Below are 18994 nucleotides of genomic sequence, written 5' to 3' on the forward strand. Positions count from 1 at the left end.
TCATAAAGTTCCTCGTACCATTCACTATTAAGAAGCTTGCAAACACTCTGGGCATTCACCATAAACTTCAAATTTATGACCATCAATCTGATAACCAGGTAATGCTTCTGTTAAAAAGTCCATTGGGCACATCATAATTTCTTTTGTTTTACCACATTTCATACAAATAAAATGATGATGATGATGCTCATGTGTACAAGCAAGACGAAAATTCCGCTCCCCAGAAAGATCCGTTTCTTCAAAAATACCTAACTCAACAAATAACGAGAGGTTTCGGTAAATCGTATCAAAACTTATTCCAGGAAAATCATCTTTCATATTTTCTAATACATCTTTGGCAGTTAAATATTTATTTTTGCGTGCTAATAAATTAATTAGAAATTCACGTTTATCTGTGTGTTTATAACCTTTTTCCTTCATTTTCATCAATGCTTCAGTTGCTGTAAGTCCCATTTTCTTCACCTCGATTAGCAATTAAGATTTTTTGACGTATTTTTTGGTATAGTATCGTGACGATTAAAATTAACACGGAAATAATAACGATTGCTCCACCTGGTGCTAAGTTTAAATAATAAGCAATAAATAGACCACCGATAACAGCTATTTCCCCAAATAATATGGATAAAAGAATTGTTTGTTTAAACCCTTTTGCAAGTCGAATTGCTGCGGCAACTGGTAATGTCATTAGTGATGAAATAAGCAAAATACCAACAATTCTCATGGAAGATGCAATAACAAGTGCAACTAAAACCATAAAAATAATATCAAATACTTTTGCTTTTAAACCAGAGACTTTTGCATATTCTTCATCAAAAGACAATAAAAATAGTTCTTTGTATAGAGATAAAATGACGATAAACACAATAATTGCTATTACAACAATTGTAAGCATATCTGTGCGACTAACGGCACTTACACTTCCAAATAAATAACTAAATAAATCTGTGTTAAATCCATTGGCAAGAGAAATAAAAATAACTGAAAAACCCATACCAGCGGACATTATTATCGGAATTGCTAGTTCTTCAAAATGTTTATATACAGTCCGTAATTTTTCCATTAATAAGGAGCCAACAACCGAAAAACCAAATCCAAGGTATAGTGGATTGAGTGTCGCAAGCGGTAAATACATTTTACTTAAAAATAAACTAACCGCAATTCCTCCAAGTGTCACATGGCTTAATGCATCTGCCATCAATGATAGCTTTCTAACTACAATAAAACTACCTAATAGCGGTGCAATGATCCCAATTACTAACCCCACTACAAACGTATTTCGGATGAAATCATATTGGAAAAGTGTCGCAATCAATACAATCTGCCTCCCTTCTACGCTGTTCTGCTAATATTTCAAGTTCTCGGTCTGCTAAATAATGTTGGTATTCATGGGCAGTACCATCAAACACAATTCGTTTATTAATACTAATTACATGATTAACGTAGGTGTTAACAGCCATTAAATCATGTGTCACTAATAAAAGTGTCATTTGCTCTGTTTGATTTAATTCTTGAAGTAGTTCATAAAATGCTTTCACATTCTCGACATCCACTCCGACTGTTGGTTCATCTAAAATAAGTAACTTTGGTCGACTAACTAATGCACGAGCAATAAAAACACGTTGTTGCTGTCCACCAGAAAGTTCACCAATATTTCGATGTAAATAATGCGTCATCTCTACTTTATTTAGCGCATAGTCAATGGCTTCTTTATCTGCTGTATTTAATGTTTTAAATAATCCCTTTTTTTTCGTTAAACCACTTGCAACCACTTCTTTGACAGTTGCTGGAAATGCGGAGTTAAACGCATTGGATTTTTGGGAGACAAAACCAATTTTCACCCAATCTTTAAAATCTGCTTGTTTTTCACCAAATAGCGAGATACTGCCTTGTTGTTTTTTTAGAACGCCTAAAATTAGTTTTAGCATAGTAGATTTTCCTGAGCCATTCGGACCTATCAAGCCGGTAAAACTGCCTTTCTCTACTTGAAAATGAATGTTTTCTAAGGCATGCTCTTTATCATAATGATAGCTTACATTATTAATTTCTATGATTTTATCCATTCATTTGCTCCTTTGGCAGTATTTGCTTGTCGCTTGTACTAGTATATAAAATAATTGCTTAAATGTAAATCGGAATAACTTCGAATTAAAAAAATCTACAAAAAACCTGGAAATGAATGGCGCTCATCTCCAGGTAAGTATTTATTATTTTGCAAAATTCTCTGTAAGAATAGGTACTACTTGTTTTTTACGAGATACTACACCTTGTAATGGTGCTTGGTTATCGATAAATTTAACACCATAGGCTTGCTCCACAACATTAGTTTTCTCACCGATAGCTATACCAACAGAATCATTAGTAAGAATGTTGGTAATTACAAATAAGTATAAATCTAATCCTTTTTCAGCAATAATATTTGTCATAAGTGCTTCTACTTCTGCTCTGCGACTTAAAACATCGTCTACATCAACCACATTAATTTGGGCGATTTCGACTTTATTATCATTCATATTAAATTCTTTTGCATCAAGTAATAATTCAGCGACCGTTTTTTTACTAACATCTGCGCCAGCTTTTAGCATATCCATTCCAAATGTTTGAATATCTACATCAGCAATAAGTGCTAATTTTTCAGCAGCTATTTTATCTTCTTTTGTACAGGTTGGTGATTGGAAAAGTAATGTGTCAGAGATAATTGCCGAAAGCATCAATCCAGCAGTTGATTTACTTACTTCTATTTCACTTTCGCGGAACATTTTTAAAAGTATGGTTGTTGTGCATCCAACTGGTTCAGCGCGATAATAAAGTGGATCGGCAGTTTCGAAATTGGCAATCCGGTGGTGATCAACAACAGAAATAACGGTTACGTCGGCAATATCATCTGCACTCTGTTGACGCTCATTGTGATCCACAAGCGCTACCTGTGAAACTTCATTTGCAACTGTTTTTACTAAACGAGGAGCTGTTACTTGGAAGTAATCTAGAACAAAAGCAGTTTCACTGTTAAGTTCCCCTAAACGAACTGCTTCAATATCTGCTCCTTGTGCTTTTTTTAATTCTGCATAACTAATGGCAGAACAAATCGTATCTGTATCTGGATTTTTATGACCGAATACAAGTGTTTTTGTCATTATTTTCGTCTCCTTTTAGTCATTTAAAATTTTGTTTAATAAATCCGGGTCAAATTCGCCACTTTTTAGCATGGCAATTTCCCGTTTGTAAGGCGGTTTTTTAGATGCTTTATCTTCACCAACATAAGGCGTTTCTAATATTTTTGGAATATCAGCTAGCTGTGGATGATGGACGATATAATGAAGTGCATCAAAACCGATATGGCCAAACCCAATATTGGCATGTCTATCTTTATGAGCGGCACATTCATTTTTGCTGTCATTTATATGTAGCACTTTTAAGCGATCAATGCCAATAATTTTATCGAATTTATTTAATACGCCATCAAAATCATTCACAATATCATAACCAGCATCATGTGTATGACAAGTGTCAAAAGTGACAGATAATAATTCATTATGAGTCACGCCATCAATAATTTGCGCTAATTCTTCAAATGTACGACCGCATTCAGAGCCTTTTCCAGCCATTGTTTCTAATGCGATTTGAACTTCTTGGTCATGAATAAGCGCTTCATTTAAGCCTTGAATAATTTGTTTTATTCCTTTATCAGCACCCTCACCTACATGGGCTCCGGGATGAAGTACCATTTGCTTAGCTCCAAGCGCACGCGTACGGGCTATTTCAGATTGTAAAAAGGTAACGCCCAACTCATATGTTTCTGACTTTACAGAATTACCGATATTGATAATATAAGGAGCATGAACGACGATGTCTGCCATATCATGAGCTTTCATGTGTTCTAAACCGGCTTCAATATTTAATTCTTCTATTGGTTTTCTTCGCGTATTTTGCGGAGCACCAGTATAAATCATAAACGTATTTGATCCGTAAGAAGCAGCTTCTTCACTCGCACCTAGAAGCATTTTTTTACCATTCATAGATACATGAGAACCAAGTCTTAACATAAATTCACTCCTCGTTTATCTTTTTTTCCGTCTTTCTCGACGTTTAATTTCGTTCATTTTATAGTTGATTTTCTTTTTATAATTTGGTTTTCCTTTTTGTTTTGCTTTTTTTCGCATACCAATTTCACGTGGATCTGCTGTTTCACGTTTTGCTTCACGTTTGGCACGGCGATTACGGTCTTCAAGTGTAACGAATTCTTTGTTTTTCCAATCGACATGTTTAAACTCAATGCCCATTTTTTCTAATTGATTGAGACGATCTTCATCAGCCGGCTCAAATAATGTTAAAGCAATACCGGAATGGCCAGCACGTCCTGTCCGACCTGTTCGATGGATATAAAAATCTAAATCGTCAGGTAGTTCATAGTTAACAACATGACTAATACCTTGAATATCAATACCACGCGCAGCTAAATCAGTTGCAACGACATATTGATAATCTAAGTTTTCGATTTGTTTCATTGTTCGTTTACGCTCACGTGGATTCACATCACCATGAATCTTGGCAACTTTTAATCCGCGTTCTGTTAAACCATTAGCCACTTCATCAGCAGTTGTTTTTGTATTGGTAAAAACAATAGCCAAATAAGGTTGCGAACCAACTAAAACATTTTTAAGTAAGTCTAGTTTATTTCGACTACGTGTCGCCATAATTCGATGTTCTACGGTTTTAGATGCAGCAACTTTTGGTTGAATATGCTCATAACGTGGATTTTCCATGTATTTGCTTAAAAATGGTTTTAGTTTTTGTGGAATGGTTGCAGAGAAAACAAGCATCTGCAAGTTAGCCGGCATTTTTCCAGCGATATGATCCACATCATTTAAGAATCCCATATCAAGTGTCATATCAGCTTCGTCGATTACTAATGTTTTTGCAGTGTGCACAAATAAAGCTTGCTCACGAATTAAATCATTAATACGACCAGGTGTCCCAACAATGATTTGTGGTTGTTTTTTTAGTTTATCAATTGCTCGTTGTTTATCCGTGCCACCAATAACAAGTTGAACAGCTAGTTCTTTCTCGCTGTATTTGGTTACTTTGCGAATTTCATTATAAATTTGTGTAGCAAGTTCACGGCTGGGTGCTGTAATAACAGCTTGTACGGCGTCTTTTTCTGGATTCACATTATTAATTATTGGCAAAATAAAAGTATGGGTTTTTCCAGTACCTGTTTGAGATTGGCCAATAATACTTTCACCTTTAAGAATCCCTGGGATGAGCTTTTGTTGTACTTCTGTGGGTTCGTAAAATCCTAATTTATCTATTGCAACCCCAATAAAAGGTTGAAAGCCAAATTGGTCAAACCTTGATTTCTTCGTCATAAAATATTTCCACTCCGTTCTATACCTAATTGCCATTATAGCACAGATTAAGTCATTCGTGCGTGCTATAAGACAACTTTATCAAAACAATCAAATAGCGTTTGGTAAAACAGAAAAATAAAGCTGGCTATTTCTTGATTTAATCAAAAATAGCCAGTTTTATTAGCAAAATTGAAAAGGATCAGTATTAACTTCCGAAACAATAAAATCCCCTTCATAATCTAAAATTTTAGCTTGTTCTTCCATTTTTTCTTTTAAATAGCCTTTCATTACTTTTTCAATGTTATGGCCAGGGTCAATTGTTGGTAAATTAATCGCCAGTAAATCATGTGCTGTGTGGTAATAAATATCTCCTGTTATATAAACATCTGCACCAGTTGCTTTCACTTGATGAATAAACTTGTTGCCATCGCCACCGATAATTGCTACTTTTTTAACAGTTGATTTTAAGTCACCAATAAAGCGTACATTCTCTACTGCATAAGCTGTTTTTAGTTTATCTATAAACGATACCATTCCAACTTTTTTTGGAAGGGTACCAACTCGGCCAATACCTTCTTTATAAGTTAAGTTTTCTAACATATACACATCTATTGCTGGTTCTTCATATGGATGAGCAATTTTAACAGCTTTTAGAATAGTTTCTGTTAAATGTTCCGGAAAAACAGCTTCGATTTTCACTTCAGGGACTTTCGTTAATGTTTCTTTTTTACCAATAGTTGGGTTTGCATTTACACTAGGTTTAAATGATCCTATACCGTTTACTTGAAAGGTACATTCTGTATACTCTGTACCAATTTTGCCAGCCCCATTATTAACAAGTGCTAAACGAACGGATTCCAGTTCATTCTCTGGCACATAAACAGCCATTTTGCAGTAGGGTTCTGTGTAGGTTTCTTCAATAATTGTTGTGTCTTGTAATCGTAGTAAATCTGCTAAAATATCATTAACACCGCCTTGTGCTACATCTAAATTCGTATGAGCAGCAAAGACAGTTATATCATGCTTAATCAGTTTCTTAATCATTTTTCCTTGTTGTGTTGTTGTGTCAATTTGTTGTGTAGGACGATATAAAAATGGGTGATGCGCAATGATTAAATCAATATTTTTTTCAATTGCTTCATCTACTACTTCTTCCAGAACATCTAGAGTAAACATGACTTTTCTTACTTTTCTAGATAAGTCCCCTACTTGCAGGCCGATTGGGTCACCTTCCATAGCTAATTTTTTAGGGGCGATTTTTTCAAGAATTGCAATATATTCATAACCATTGGCAACTTTCATTTTAGCACATCCTCTACTAATGCAATTTTATGTTTTAATTCATGGATTTTTGCTTGGTTTTCGTCTGATATTGGTTGGTTATTTGAAATGGTTTGGATAATGTTTTGCCAAGTGTTGGCTTCATGGCGCCATTTGCTTTTAAATATGGCACTTTGTTCTTTTAATAAACATGGGCCAAAAAAGATTTCTTGCGCTGTCCATTCTACTGATTCTTTGGAAGGTTGAAGAACAATAATTTCATAAATTTTATTATCTTCTCGTAAAATAGCTTCCGAGGTAATTGTCCAATTATTTTTTTCAGACCACTCTCTTAGTTGAAATGCTGCGATATTTGGTTGGAGAATCAGCTTAGTTACATTTGTAAGTTTTGCCGCACCTTCTTCTAAAATTGTCCGAATTAAAGTGCCACCCATCCCTGCAATTACAATGGTATCAATAGCATCATCAGCAGTAATTACCTCTAAACCGTTTCCTTTTCGAACATCAATTTGAGAAGTGAGGCCAATTGACGCGACTTGTTTTTGCGCAGATTTAAATGGACCTTCTACCACTTCTCCTGCTACCGCGAATGAAGCCATTTTATTTTTGATAGCAAAACACGGCAAGTATGCATGGTCGCTGCCAATATCAGCAATGCGTTCATTATTTGTTATGTATGAAGCGACTTTTTCTAGCCGCTTAGAAAGTTGTTCTTCATTCACTTTTTAATTCCCTACTTTCTGTTTCATTAAAAAGGCAGGAGAACGATTTGTCCTCCTGCCTGGTTATGCTTTATTCTAGGAAGTCTTTTAATTGTTTGCTACGGCTTGGATGGCGCAATTTACGTAATGCTTTTGCTTCAATTTGGCGAATCCTTTCACGTGTTACTCCAAAGACACGACCAACTTCTTCTAAAGTACGTGTTCGACCATCATCTAAACCGAAACGAAGACGAAGGACATTTTCTTCGCGATCTGTTAGCGTATCAAGCACATCTTCTAGTTGTTCTTTTAGTAACTCATATGCCGCATGGTCAGACGGAGAAGTAGCATCTTGGTCTTCAATAAAGTCTCCAAGGTGCGAGTCATCTTCCTCACCAATTGGCGTTTCAAGTGAGACTGGTTCTTGCGCAATTTTTAAAATTTCCCGAACTTTTTCAGTTGGTAAATCCATTTCTTCCCCAATTTCTTCAGGTGATGGATCACGTCCTAAATCTTGTAGCAAGGAGCGTTGAACACGAATTAATTTGTTGATAGTTTCTACCATATGCACTGGAATACGAATAGTTCTAGCTTGGTCAGCGATAGCACGGGTGATAGCCTGACGAATCCACCATGTTGCATAGGTACTGAATTTAAATCCTTTATTGAAATCGAATTTTTCAACGGCTTTCATTAGTCCCATGTTTCCTTCTTGAATTAAATCAAGAAATAGCATTCCACGACCAACATAACGTTTGGCAATACTTACTACTAGACGAAGGTTGGCTTCTGCAAGACGACCTTTTGCTTCAATATCTCCAGCCTCAATGCGTTTTGCTAAAGCGATTTCCTCATCAGCAGTTAATAAGTCTACTCGACCAATTTCTTTGAGATACATACGCACAGGGTCATTGATTTTTACACCTGGTGGTACACTCAAATCTGTTAAGTCAAAGGATTCGGTTTCCTCTTTAACAAGTTCTGTTTCATCTGGATCTTCATCATCAGCATCATCGGAAACTTCAATTCCTGCTTCGCCAACGTGTTCTAAATACTCATCCATTTGATCGGAATCTAATGTGAATGGAGCTAATCTGGCAGCGATTTTTGCATAAGTTAAAATCCCCTTTTTCTTGCCTTCCTCTATTAGGGCTTCTTTTACTTGCTCAACATTTAGTTCAGCAACTGGTTTTGTGTTTTGTGTTTTATCACTCATAACTGCCTGTATTCCTCCTTCCAAAAATGCCGCTAACCTTATTAAAAGGCCTCTCTTAGGTAATAATACCATCATTTAGCGGTTTTAAAACTTCTTTAATCCAATTGACCACTGTTTAATTGGCGATTGAGCTGGACGATTTCAAGCATCACTCGAATTTCGTTTTCTTTGTCATTATCTCGGTTGTATCCAGCGAGTTCTTGTTCCAGTTCTTTCTTCATTCGCTCTAACTTAAATCGTTTTAGACTTTTAATATAGTCTTCAAATTGTGCTCTGCCTTGTTCATCCGGGCTAACAACCATTTCAAGACTACTAATAAGCCCTTTCATTGCAATATCTTGCACGCTATCCATAAACTTATTGGGATCTGCTTCGTTACCTTCTGCAAAATAGCCAATCAAATGAATATAAAGCGTTTGATAGTTATCGTGGTAAAATTCTGTATCACCAAGCAATTGTTTAATTAACATAAAACTATCACGACTTTCTATCATTGCTTTCATCAATTGTTGTTCTGCTGTTGTGTGCGCTGATAACGTTTGTGTTGGTTGTTCAAAAGAAAACAGCATTTCCGAATTCTCTTGCGGGACAAGTCCCATAAAAGCGTCATCTATTGGTGGTTCATTATAGCTAGGTGTTTGACGTGTTTTTTGGTTTGTTTTAATTGATTGTTGTAGCTGTTGTTTTAAGGTCTCTATTGTTAATTCAAACTCATCAGCAAGTTGTTTTAAATATAGTTCTCGCTCTACTGCCTGATCAAGTTTAGCAATTTCCCGTAAACAATCATCAATATAAGCGATTTGATCTGTTTCATTTTGCAAATTACGTTCTCTTCGCAAATAATGAATTTTGAAAGCAGTCCAAGTCATTCGCTGTTGTTTATATATTTCTTTGAATTTATCAGCACCACTTGCACGGATAAAGTCATCTGGGTCTTTTCCAGCTGGTAATTGAAGGACAAATACATCTAATCGATTTCGCTCTACTAAAAGTGTCCCTGCTTTATAAGCTGCTTCTATTCCGGCTCTATCGCCGTCATAACAGATAATTGCACGACTAGTGAGCCTTTTAATTAAATCGGCATGTTCTTCGGTAAGACTTGTGCCCATCGAAGCAACCGCATTTTGAACACCAGCTTCTTCAGCCGAAATAACATCCATAAAACCTTCCATAAGGGTAATTTCTTCTTGTTTTCGAATTGCTTGTCTAGCTTCCGAAAAATGAAATAATGTACGCCTTTTATTGAAAATGGGTGTTTCTGGACTATTTAAATATTTCGGTCCATCATCCCGGTCGAATAGACGACCAGAAAATGCAATTATTTGGCCACGATCATTCGAAATTGGAAACATAATTCGATTACGAAAGCGGTCCACCATTTGACCATCATCTCGTTCTGATAAGAGACCTGCTGTATTCGCAAGTTGTAAATTCATCCCTCTTTTTTCTAGAAAGGATGTGATAGTTGCATGATGATTTGGTGCAAATCCAATTTGGAAAGCAGCCATCATTTGCTCGGACATACCACGCTCTTTTAAATAGGCAAGTGCAGTAGCCCCTTCTTCTGTCTCCATCAAAATGTAATGATAGAGTTTAGCAGTGAGTTGATGCATTTCCGTCATTTTGGATGTGTCTGAATTTTCTTTTGGTAAGTGCGCCGTGTCACGTTCTTCTGGAAGTTCAATAGCTACATCTAAATGACTCATATCCGCGACTTTTTTTACCGCTTCTACAAATGTTAATCCATCATGTTCCATTAGAAAAGAAAAAACATTTCCGCCTTTTCCGCACCCAAAACAATGAAAAATTTGCTTTTCTGGTGAGACAGAGAAAGAAGGTGTTTTTTCACCATGGAAGGGACATAAACCAGCATAATTACGACCTTGTTTTTTTAGTTGAACGTAATTACCAATAATATCGACAATATCCGCTTGATTCCGGACTTGATCAATTACTTCTTCAGGAATCCGCGCCATGTTGACAGTCAACTCCTATTTACTTATTTTGCAAAAATGTTGTCATTCGATCTTGAAATAATGACCTATCTTGATCACTCATTGCTTTTGGACCTTTACTATATTTGCCCTGTTGCCTATCTTTGGCATGTCTATAGCGAATATCTAACATTAATGACATTTCTTCTTCTCGGTAAAGCTCTCCGCGATTTGAAAAAACGTAGGTGCCTTTTGCAAGTAAAATGCTAGCAAGACCAATATCTTGTGTAACGATAATATCGCCTTTTTTTGCTATGTTCATCATTCGCATATCCGCCGACTCTTTTCCAGTATCTACAAAAATCCAATGCTCTCCATTTGTATTTAGAGAATAATGATTAAAGGAAGCTACAAAAATAACTTCTAATTGAAATTTTTCTGCAACTTGTTTTATTTCTGCTTTAACTGGGCAGGCATCCGCATCAACCAAAATTTTTGGCACACATTCCATCCTCTCTCCTAAAATCTCTGAAGACAAGTTAAAAAACGAGTTTTTAACCCGTTTTTTAATATATTATTCATAGATTCAGCATTTTATTCGCGATGTTAGATTATACGGGAAGAAGCTAATTTTTACAAGCTATTTTTCCCGTATAATATATATATTCGACACAAAAACCAAAAGTCCTTCTTATAATTCTAAATTTTCATCAACAATTTCACCAATATGGATTAAAATCTCATTTGCTGTCTCTTCAATTGCTTTATTAGTAACATCTAAAACAAAACAATTTAGTTTACTTGCGAGTTTATTGAAAATAGCTAGTTCTTCATCAATACGTTGATTACTCGCATAAGTACCCGCCCCTGGTAATCCAATGGAGATTAATCGTTCTTGTCTAATTTTAGTTAACTTTTGCTTACTAATTTTTAAACCTATAATTTTTTTAGAATCAATTTCGAATAGTTCATCAGGAATTTGCGCTTCTGGAACGATTGGAATATTAACGATTTTCACCCCTTTTAGCGCTAAATATTGTGATAATGGTGTTTTGGATGTTCTAGAAATACCAATTAACACGTAATCTGCCTGTAAAATACCACGTGGATTTCGCCCATCATCATTTTCTACGGCAAATTCAATTGCAGCCACTTTGTTAAAGTAAGCTTCATCCATCGAACGAACACGACCAGGTTCTGAAAGTGGTTTAATTTTGTAAGTTTCTTCTAACTGATTTAAAAGTGGACCAAATAAGTCAATAATTGGCACACCAAAAGCTTGCGCAGTTCGATTTAACTCTTCACGAACGCTTTCTAAAACAATTGTATGCACAATAATACCATTGTTTACAGCTACCAAATCAACTATTTCCTCAATCATATGAGCAGAGTCCACGTGGTGAAAACGATGAATGAATTTAGGTGTTTGACCAAACTGACTAAGTGCAGCTCTTGTTACCAGTTCGGCCGTTTCTCCTGTTGAATCGGAAACTACGTATACGGCTGGTTGTGTCATATACTCATCCTCCTCTTTTATCGATTTCTTTTCTTTATTTTACATTAATTTCATCCATTTGAGCAAACTCTTTAATAAAGCTTGCTAATTCAAAAAGTAGTGCAAGACGATTGTTTTTCAGTTCGATATTATCACTCATCACAAGTGTATTGTCGAAATAATCATCAATAATCGTTCTAAGCGCAGCAAATTCTTTTAATCGCTCTACAATTGTTAAATTGGCATAATTGCATTTTAGCTTTTCTAATGCATCAAAGAGCGCTTGTTCATATTCATTTTCAAATAATGCAGGGTCTACTTCTATGCCTTCCTCATGTTTTTTGGAAATATTTACCACACGTGTTAGGGCTTCTATTGTTGGACGGAACCAGTCGGATTCTACATGTTTATTAAGGATTTGCGCACGATCAACTAATTGTGGAATAACATTAGGATCTCCACCAATAACTGCATCAATAATATCATGACGAATATGGTGATTTTGTAAAACAACCCGCAAGCGATTTTTCAAGAAGGTTTGTACTTCTTTTTTCACTTCTTCTCCTGGAAGTTCGACTGCACCTTCTGCACGTTCCATATCTACAATGCGAGAAATAAGCTCAAGCACTGGAATATCCCATCCATTTGCTTGGATAATCCGCATTGCTCCAAAAGCACTACGACGTAAACCAAATGGATCAGCGGAACCAGTTGGAACGATATTCACACAGAAAAATCCTACTAAAGTTTCTAATTTGTCCGCAATCGCAATCAGAGAACCTAAATCAGTTTGTGGTAGCTCTCCTTCAGCTGAATTCGGTAGATAATGTTCGCGAATAGCTGTTGCAATCGCAGGTTTCTCTCCTTGTAATAAAGCGTATTTCTCTCCCATTATTCCTTGCAGTTCTGGGAATTCACCTACTACATTTGTAACCAAATCAAATTTGTAAATATCGGTTAAGCGAATAATATCTTCTTTGTCTTCTTCTTTCCAATATAAGTAGTCCGCAAGCATTAATGCCACTTTTTGAACACGTTTCATTTTTTCTGTTAACGTTCCTAGTTTTTCATGAAATACAATATTTGGAAGTTTAGCAACTGCTTCATCAATAGTCATTTTCAAGTCTTCTTGGTAGAAGAAATCGGCATCAGATAAACGAGCGCGCAGTACTTTTTCGTTTCCTCGAGCAACCGTTTCTAGATTTTCATGATTTCCGTTTCTAACTGTTACAAAATGTGGTAACAGTTTATCATCTTGACTGAAAACTGGGAAATAACGTTGGTGTTCTTTCATTGTCGTAATTAATATTTCTTCGGGCAATTCTAAATAAACTTTTTCAAAATTCCCTGCTAAAACAGTCGGATATTCAACTAAATTTGTAACTTCTTCTAGTAAATCATCATCATTTTTGATTTGCCAATTTTCTAGTGCTGCTAGTTCTTTTAATTGTCCGGCGATAGCTTCTTTTCGCTCTACTGCATCAACTACAACAAATTGTTCTAATAAAGCGTTTTGATAGTCGCTAGGTTGTGTGATTGTAGCGGTTTTTCCAAGGAAGCGATGACCACGAGAGCTATTACTTGTTGTTACACCAGTAATTTCAAATGGAATTATTTCTTCGCCAAACATAGCAATCAACCATTTGATCGGACGAATATAGCGTAAATCATTGGTACCCCAGTGCATACTTACAGGAAAAGTCATGCTTGTTACTACTTTTTGAAGCTGTGGTAGTAATGTAACAGTTTTTTCACCAATAATTTCTTTTTTTATATAAATGTATTCCACGCCTTTGATTTCGCGGAATGTTAAATCAGCAGGGTCAACTTGTTGGCTTCTAGCAAACCCTAATGCTGCTTTTGACCAATTACCTTCTTCATCTAAGGCAATTTTTTTTGCGGGTCCCTTTGCTTCTTCCACACGATTAGCTTGTTCTTCTGCCATATTCTCAACAAGAACAGTTAGGCGTCTTGGTGTAGAAAAAGTTTGTATATCGGAAAAAGTGATTTGCTTTTCATGAAGCCAATCAGTCATTCTTTTTTTTAGTTGTGTTACGGAGCTAGTCACATATTGCGCTGGCATTTCTTCTAAACCAATTTCTAATAGAAAATCTTTACTCATGACGTTTTCCTCCCTCTTCTTTGACTAATGGGAAGCCAAGTTTTTCACGTGATTCATAAAATGTTTTTGCGATACGTCTTGCCAAGTTTCTAATTCGACCGATATATTGGGCACGTTCTGTAACGGAAACTACCCCACGTGCATCAAGCAAATTAAATGTATGCGAACATTTTAAAACGTAGTCATATGCCGGAAAAACAAGTCCTTCTTGCATTTGGCGAGCCGCTTCTCTTTCATACGTATCAAATAAAGTTAATAGCATATCTGTGTTGGACGTTTCAAAAGCATATTTAGAGTTTTCAAATTCTGCTTGGAAAAAAATGTCACGGTAACTAATGCCTTCCGTCCATTCTAAATCAAATACATTTTCTTTATCTTGAATATAACTAGCTAAACGTTCCACTCCATATGTGATTTCAGAAGTAACAGGGGAACATTCCAGGCCACCCACTTGTTGAAAATAAGTAAATTGAGTGATTTCCATTCCGTCTAACCAAACTTCCCAGCCAAGTCCTGCACAACCTAGAGAAGGATTTTCCCAGTTATCTTCAACAAATCGAATATCATGTTCTAATGGATTAATTCCCAGTTTTTCTAGTGAACCAAGGTAAAGTTCTTGAATGTTATCAGGAGAAGGTTTCATCACTACTTGGAATTGATGATGTTGAAATAATCTATTGGGATTTTCTCCGTAACGACCATCTGCTGGACGACGAGAAGGCTCCACATAACCTGCTTTCCATGGTTCAGGGCCAATTGCTTTTAAAAATGTATATGGACTCATTGTTCCCGCACCTTTTTCCACGTCGTAGGATTGTAACATGATACAACCTTGTTCAGACCAATAATCTTGCAGTGTTCTAATCATTGTTTGTAAATTCATTTCTTCCACCTCCAGAATTAATTCAGACAATATAAAAACTCTCGTCTCTATATGCTGATTTAAAGCATATAGGGACGAGAGCTATCTCGCGGTTCCACCCTATTTGGAATTAAAGTAATTCCCACCTTGATTTCGTTGTACTCCAGAACGCCTTCACAAAAAGATAAATACTCGGCTCACACCAAATTCCGAATTCGCTTTAAATAGAGCTTTTTGTTACTATTTTCCTTCAATGTACCTATTAGTTGATATATTAAAAGATACTGTATTTTAGCCGAAAAGTCAATCATCACTATCTTTTTTTAGCATATTTTCCCATTTATTCATATCTCGTAAGAATTTGCGGCTTTTTAGATATAGTCCGGAATATTCATCATAATAAGTATCAATTGCTTTTTGTAACCATTCTTTTGTTTCTGGTTTTACATCAATATTACCTAATCTATCCAGTTGGAAAATAAAAAATAGCCGTAATAATTTCACTACATTTTCTGGCAAGTGCATGCGATAAGGGTCCTTATCAAAGCAGCGATGACAAATTATCCCATTACTCCGAGTAGAAAAATCGAAATGTCCGGTCGTTTCCCCGCAAATAGCACATTTATCCATTGTTGGATAAAGACCAAGTACCGGAAGCATTTTCATTTCAAAAATTTGCGTCAAAATTTGGGGATCATAGCCTTCATCAATATCACGTAATATTTGAAAAGTTAACTCATATAAATAAGGATTTGGTTGCCGTTCTTCCGTAGCTTTATCAAGTAATTCGCATACATAGGTAGCATATGCAGTCATAAAAATATCTTGTTGAATAGATGAGAAATTTTCGATTACTTCTCCCTGCTGGAGTGTACCAAGTCCATTTCCACCAAAAAAAGTAAAATAGCCATTTGTAAATAATTGTGTGACTGCGGCTAATCTACTTTTCGTTTTTTTTGCACCACGAGCCACCACACCAATTTTTCCGAATTCACGCGTATACATTCGAACAATTTTATCAGATTCGCGGTAACTAGTTTGGCGTATAACGATTCCCTCGCATTTTTCCATGTGGTTAGCCCCCTTTGCATTCGTCTTATTATATCATTTTCTAAAGGAATATGTCTTTTATTATTTTGCACTATCTTTCCTAGGTCAGCTATTGTAAAATAAAGAAAAAAGGTGAAGCAGAAAGGGAATTGATGTGATGAATTTTTTACTTATATTTGTTGGTTTATTCTTTCTTACATTCATAGGTTTTATTGTTGGGATTATACTACTTATTGTAAGGAAAGAAAAATGGGCTGGAATTATTGCAGCTGGCCTATCAATGGGAATTGGTTTTTATATTATACTAGGAGGTTTAAACCTGATTACCAGTAGTCTTTTGCAAAGTTTTAGTAATCCTTTCGCGTTTACTTATGATTTAGAAGGTTATGCAGATGACTATTCTGATGAATATTCCGATGACTTTGTTGATGATTTTATTAATGTAAAATATGGCGAAACTGTAACAATGACTGATGAAAGTTTAGTTACTGTCTACAAACCAGTCATGTCTCGCGAACAAACAGGTTATGATGTTTATGCTGTAAAAGTTAAAGTGGAAAATCCAAGTACAGAAAAAATAACTTTCTACTCAGATGATGTATCTTTATTTGATCTTGCGGATGAAGATTATGGAGAAGATGTTACAGAAGAGTATTTAGAAGAAACTATTAATCCAGGAGAAACAAAAAATTTAACACTATATTATGAAGTTTACAATTTTGGTCCATACGATGTGGAGTATGGCGATTACAATTGGACGGAACAGTAAAAAAATCCCGTACGCCATTTGGTGTACAGGATTTTTTTTAATATTCTTCTCTATCGAAACCATAATCTTGTAAATAATGTTCTTTATCGCGCCAATTTTTTTGAACTTTTACCCAAATTTCTAAAAATACTTTTGAACCAAGCAAGCGTTCAATTTCTTTTCTTGCGCGCATACCAATTTGTTTAAGCATTTGTCCTTGTTTTCCAATGATAATCCCTTTTTGAGTACTTCTTTCAACAATGATAGTTGCATTAATCGTTAGTTTTTCTGTTTTAGGATTTTTCTCAATACCCTCAATTACGACTGCAACGGAATGTGGTACTTCTTCTCTTGTTAATTGCAATACTTGCTCACGAATTAACTCGGAAATAATAAACCGTTCAGGATGATCAGTAATTTGGTCTTTCGGATAATACATTGGTCCAATCTCTAAGTTAGCATTCGTTTGGTCTAACAAATTAGGAACATTATTCCCTTGAAGCGCAGAAATCGGGATAATTTCTTCAAAATCTAGCAATTCTCGGTATTGTTCGATTAATTTGAATAACGCTTCTGGAGAAATTAAATCAATTTTATTTATTAATAAAAAGACGGGTGTTTGTACATTTTTTAATTTTTCAATGATAAATTCATCTCCACGACCAAACCCAGTAGATGCATCAATAACAAAATAAATTAAATCCACTTCTTGAAAAGTATTTAAAGCAATTTTTACCATAAAATCGCCTAGTTTATGTTTTGGTTTATGTATTCCTGGTGTATCAATAAAAACAATTTGTGATTCGTCTGTTGTGTAAACACCTTGTACTTTGTTTCTAGTAGTTTGCGCTTTATCACTCATAATTGCAATTTTTTGACCAATAATATGATTTAACAAAGTTGATTTCCCAACGTTAGGTCGCCCAACAATAGCTACAAATCCTGATTTAAATGGTTCACTCATAACATATCCTCCGATGCAAATGCGCCTGGTAAAAGTTCTTTCACTGTTACCGTCGCTGTTTTTCCTGTTAAATTTGTTAAAATTACTGGCATATCTGGTGCACAAAATTCACTAATGACTTGTCTGCATGCTCCACATGGTGAAACAGGTCCTTCTGTATCCGCCACAACAACTAATTGCTTGAAATCACGTTTTCCTTCTGATATTGCTTTGAAAATTGCTGTTCGTTCGGCACAATTGGTTAAACCAAAAGAGGCATTTTCAATATTGCAACCTAAAACTACTTCATCATCAGCTGTTATAAGCGCAGCCCCAACTGGAAAATTGGAATAAGGAACATATGCAAATTCTCTAGCTTGTTTAGCAAGCGAAATAAAATTATTTTCTTTCATTGAGCAAGTCACAATCCCTTCTTTTTATAAAAACATCTGGCAAAAGTATGGTATAAAAATAATTAAACCAATAAAACTAGCTACAACAGCTGCTAGTAACACTGCTCCTGCTGCAACATCCTTTGCTTTCTTTGCTTCATCTATATATTGTTCTGTAGCTACATCAACAGCCCTTTCAATTGCTGTATTGACCATTTCAAGTGTTAATACACCAAAGATGGAAAGTGTTAATAAAATCCATTCTGATTTAGTGACATGAAAGAAGAAACCACAAATAACAACGGCTAGCGCTGCAAATGTATGAAAACGCATATTCCTCTCTTCTAAAAAAGCTGTTTTTAGTCCAGTGAATGCATGCTGAAATGATTCTGCATAATTTTTACTACGTTTATACTTTCTATCTTTCAAGTCCATAAGCATCCAACACTTCTTTTTGTAAGCCAAACATAATTTTTTCTTCTTCTGGCTCCATATGATCATAACCAAGCAAATGTAGTAGGCCGTGAACTGCTAGAAATCCTAATTCTCTTGCTTTTGTATGTCCGTATTCTTGTGCTTGCTCTTCTGCTTTTTCAGTGGAAATAATAATATCTCCAAGCATTTTTGGTGTTTCTAAATCAAAATCATCCCAGTCAATTTCTGTTTCTCCTTCACCAAGTTCTTCTAGCGCAAAAGAAATAACATCCGTTGCTTGATCCTTATTTCGGTAGTCACGATTAATTTCTCGAATACCCTCATTAGTCGTAAAAGTTAAAGATAGTTCGGTTCCTTCATCAATTTTTAAATACTCTGCGGCAAATTGCAAAATATTTTCTACCAGTTTTTTATCGTCTGTTGGAAGTTCTTTTGTTTCATCTATTAAATCAATTTCTAAGATTGGCATT

General features: G+C 35.5%; 20 protein-coding genes and 1 other annotated feature. Of the genes, 1 reads left to right on the top strand and 19 read right to left on the bottom strand.

Translation table 11 applies throughout. The features are described from left to right. Positions 1 to 27: 27 nt before the first annotated feature. The 15 genes from zurR to recO form a co-directional block, all read right to left on the bottom strand. On the bottom strand, positions 28 to 453 hold the full coding sequence (gene zurR / locus HCJ45_RS01665; protein WP_003721950.1) for a transcriptional regulator ZurR: 426 nt from the start codon (positions 451 to 453) through the stop codon (positions 28 to 30). Further along, positions 434 to 1312, bottom strand: coding sequence for a zinc ABC transporter permease ZurM (gene zurM / locus HCJ45_RS01670; RefSeq protein ID WP_187123838.1), 879 nt, complete (start codon positions 1310 to 1312; stop codon positions 434 to 436). Before zurM ends, zurR begins: the two co-directional genes overlap by 20 nt. After that, complete coding sequence (locus tag HCJ45_RS01675; RefSeq protein ID WP_187123839.1) at positions 1287 to 2060, bottom strand: metal ABC transporter ATP-binding protein; 774 nt, start codon at positions 2058 to 2060, stop codon at positions 1287 to 1289. Before HCJ45_RS01675 ends, zurM begins: the two co-directional genes overlap by 26 nt. Positions 2061 to 2204: 144 nt before the next feature. Next, on the bottom strand, positions 2205 to 3131 hold the full coding sequence (locus HCJ45_RS01680) for a manganese-dependent inorganic pyrophosphatase (protein ID WP_187123840.1): 927 nt from the start codon (positions 3129 to 3131) through the stop codon (positions 2205 to 2207). A gap of 15 nt (positions 3132 to 3146) precedes the next feature. Further along, positions 3147 to 4040, bottom strand: coding sequence for a deoxyribonuclease IV (locus HCJ45_RS01685; RefSeq protein ID WP_187123841.1), 894 nt, complete (start codon positions 4038 to 4040; stop codon positions 3147 to 3149). A 15-nt stretch (positions 4041 to 4055) separates the two neighbouring features. Continuing rightward, complete coding sequence (gene cshB, locus HCJ45_RS01690) at positions 4056 to 5363, bottom strand: DEAD-box ATP-dependent RNA helicase CshB (protein WP_187123842.1); 1308 nt, start codon at positions 5361 to 5363, stop codon at positions 4056 to 4058. 162 nt (positions 5364 to 5525) lie between these two features. After that, positions 5526 to 6647 (bottom strand): Nif3-like dinuclear metal center hexameric protein, encoded by a 1122-nt coding sequence (locus HCJ45_RS01695; RefSeq protein ID WP_187123843.1) that lies wholly within the window; start codon positions 6645 to 6647, stop codon positions 5526 to 5528. Further along, on the bottom strand, positions 6644 to 7348 hold the full coding sequence (locus HCJ45_RS01700; RefSeq protein ID WP_187123844.1) for a tRNA (adenine(22)-N(1))-methyltransferase TrmK: 705 nt from the start codon (positions 7346 to 7348) through the stop codon (positions 6644 to 6646). Before HCJ45_RS01700 ends, HCJ45_RS01695 begins: the two co-directional genes overlap by 4 nt. Positions 7349 to 7418: 70 nt before the next feature. Continuing rightward, positions 7419 to 8543: an RNA polymerase sigma factor RpoD gene (gene rpoD / locus HCJ45_RS01705; RefSeq protein WP_185334743.1), complete on the bottom strand. Its 1125-nt coding sequence runs from the start codon at positions 8541 to 8543 to the stop codon at positions 7419 to 7421. A gap of 95 nt (positions 8544 to 8638) precedes the next feature. Next, the gene (dnaG, locus tag HCJ45_RS01710) at positions 8639 to 10519 is read right to left on the bottom strand and encodes a DNA primase (protein WP_187123845.1); all 1881 of its coding nucleotides are present in this window, start codon (positions 10517 to 10519) and stop codon (positions 8639 to 8641) included. 19 nt (positions 10520 to 10538) lie between these two features. Then, positions 10539 to 10979, bottom strand: a complete 441-nt coding sequence (locus tag HCJ45_RS01715) for a YaiI/YqxD family protein (protein WP_185397651.1) — start codon at positions 10977 to 10979, stop codon at positions 10539 to 10541. A gap of 189 nt (positions 10980 to 11168) precedes the next feature. Beyond that, positions 11169 to 11993, bottom strand: a complete 825-nt coding sequence (locus HCJ45_RS01720; RefSeq protein WP_187123846.1) for a pyruvate, water dikinase regulatory protein — start codon at positions 11991 to 11993, stop codon at positions 11169 to 11171. A 34-nt stretch (positions 11994 to 12027) separates the two neighbouring features. Beyond that, positions 12028 to 14094, bottom strand: a complete 2067-nt coding sequence (glyS, locus tag HCJ45_RS01725) for a glycine--tRNA ligase subunit beta (protein ID WP_187123847.1) — start codon at positions 14092 to 14094, stop codon at positions 12028 to 12030. Continuing rightward, positions 14087 to 14977 (bottom strand): glycine--tRNA ligase subunit alpha, encoded by an 891-nt coding sequence (gene glyQ / locus HCJ45_RS01730; protein WP_187123848.1) that lies wholly within the window; start codon positions 14975 to 14977, stop codon positions 14087 to 14089. Before glyQ ends, glyS begins: the two co-directional genes overlap by 8 nt. Positions 14978 to 15044: 67 nt before the next feature. Further along, positions 15045 to 15219: a binding site (T-box leader), on the bottom strand. A 40-nt stretch (positions 15220 to 15259) separates the two neighbouring features. Further along, positions 15260 to 16027, bottom strand: a complete 768-nt coding sequence (gene recO / locus HCJ45_RS01735) for a DNA repair protein RecO (RefSeq protein ID WP_187123849.1) — start codon at positions 16025 to 16027, stop codon at positions 15260 to 15262. A gap of 136 nt (positions 16028 to 16163) precedes the next feature. On the opposite strand from recO, the gene HCJ45_RS01740 reads away from it, so the two are divergent. Continuing rightward, positions 16164 to 16775, top strand: a complete 612-nt coding sequence (locus HCJ45_RS01740; RefSeq protein ID WP_185348882.1) for a DUF4352 domain-containing protein — start codon at positions 16164 to 16166, stop codon at positions 16773 to 16775. Positions 16776 to 16812: 37 nt separating this feature from the next. On the opposite strand, the gene era is transcribed toward HCJ45_RS01740, so the two are convergent. From era to ybeY, 4 genes are read right to left on the bottom strand one after another with little or no spacing between them, the layout of a single operon-like run. After that, the gene (gene era, locus HCJ45_RS01745) at positions 16813 to 17718 is read right to left on the bottom strand and encodes a GTPase Era (protein WP_185348884.1); all 906 of its coding nucleotides are present in this window, start codon (positions 17716 to 17718) and stop codon (positions 16813 to 16815) included. Then, complete coding sequence (locus HCJ45_RS01750) at positions 17715 to 18110, bottom strand: cytidine deaminase (protein ID WP_185348886.1); 396 nt, start codon at positions 18108 to 18110, stop codon at positions 17715 to 17717. The genes era and HCJ45_RS01750 overlap by 4 nt, the downstream gene beginning before the upstream one ends. 24 nt (positions 18111 to 18134) lie before the next feature. Beyond that, a complete protein-coding gene (locus HCJ45_RS01755; RefSeq protein WP_185397647.1) occupies positions 18135 to 18530 on the bottom strand; it encodes a diacylglycerol kinase family protein in 396 nt (131 codons plus the stop codon). Beyond that, on the bottom strand, positions 18508 to 18993 hold the full coding sequence (ybeY, locus tag HCJ45_RS01760; protein ID WP_185348890.1) for an rRNA maturation RNase YbeY: 486 nt from the start codon (positions 18991 to 18993) through the stop codon (positions 18508 to 18510). Before ybeY ends, HCJ45_RS01755 begins: the two co-directional genes overlap by 23 nt. Position 18994: the final 1 nt, after the last annotated feature.

This window comes from Listeria immobilis (assembly GCF_014322845.1).
GTDB lineage: Bacteria > Bacillota > Bacilli > Lactobacillales > Listeriaceae > Listeria > Listeria immobilis.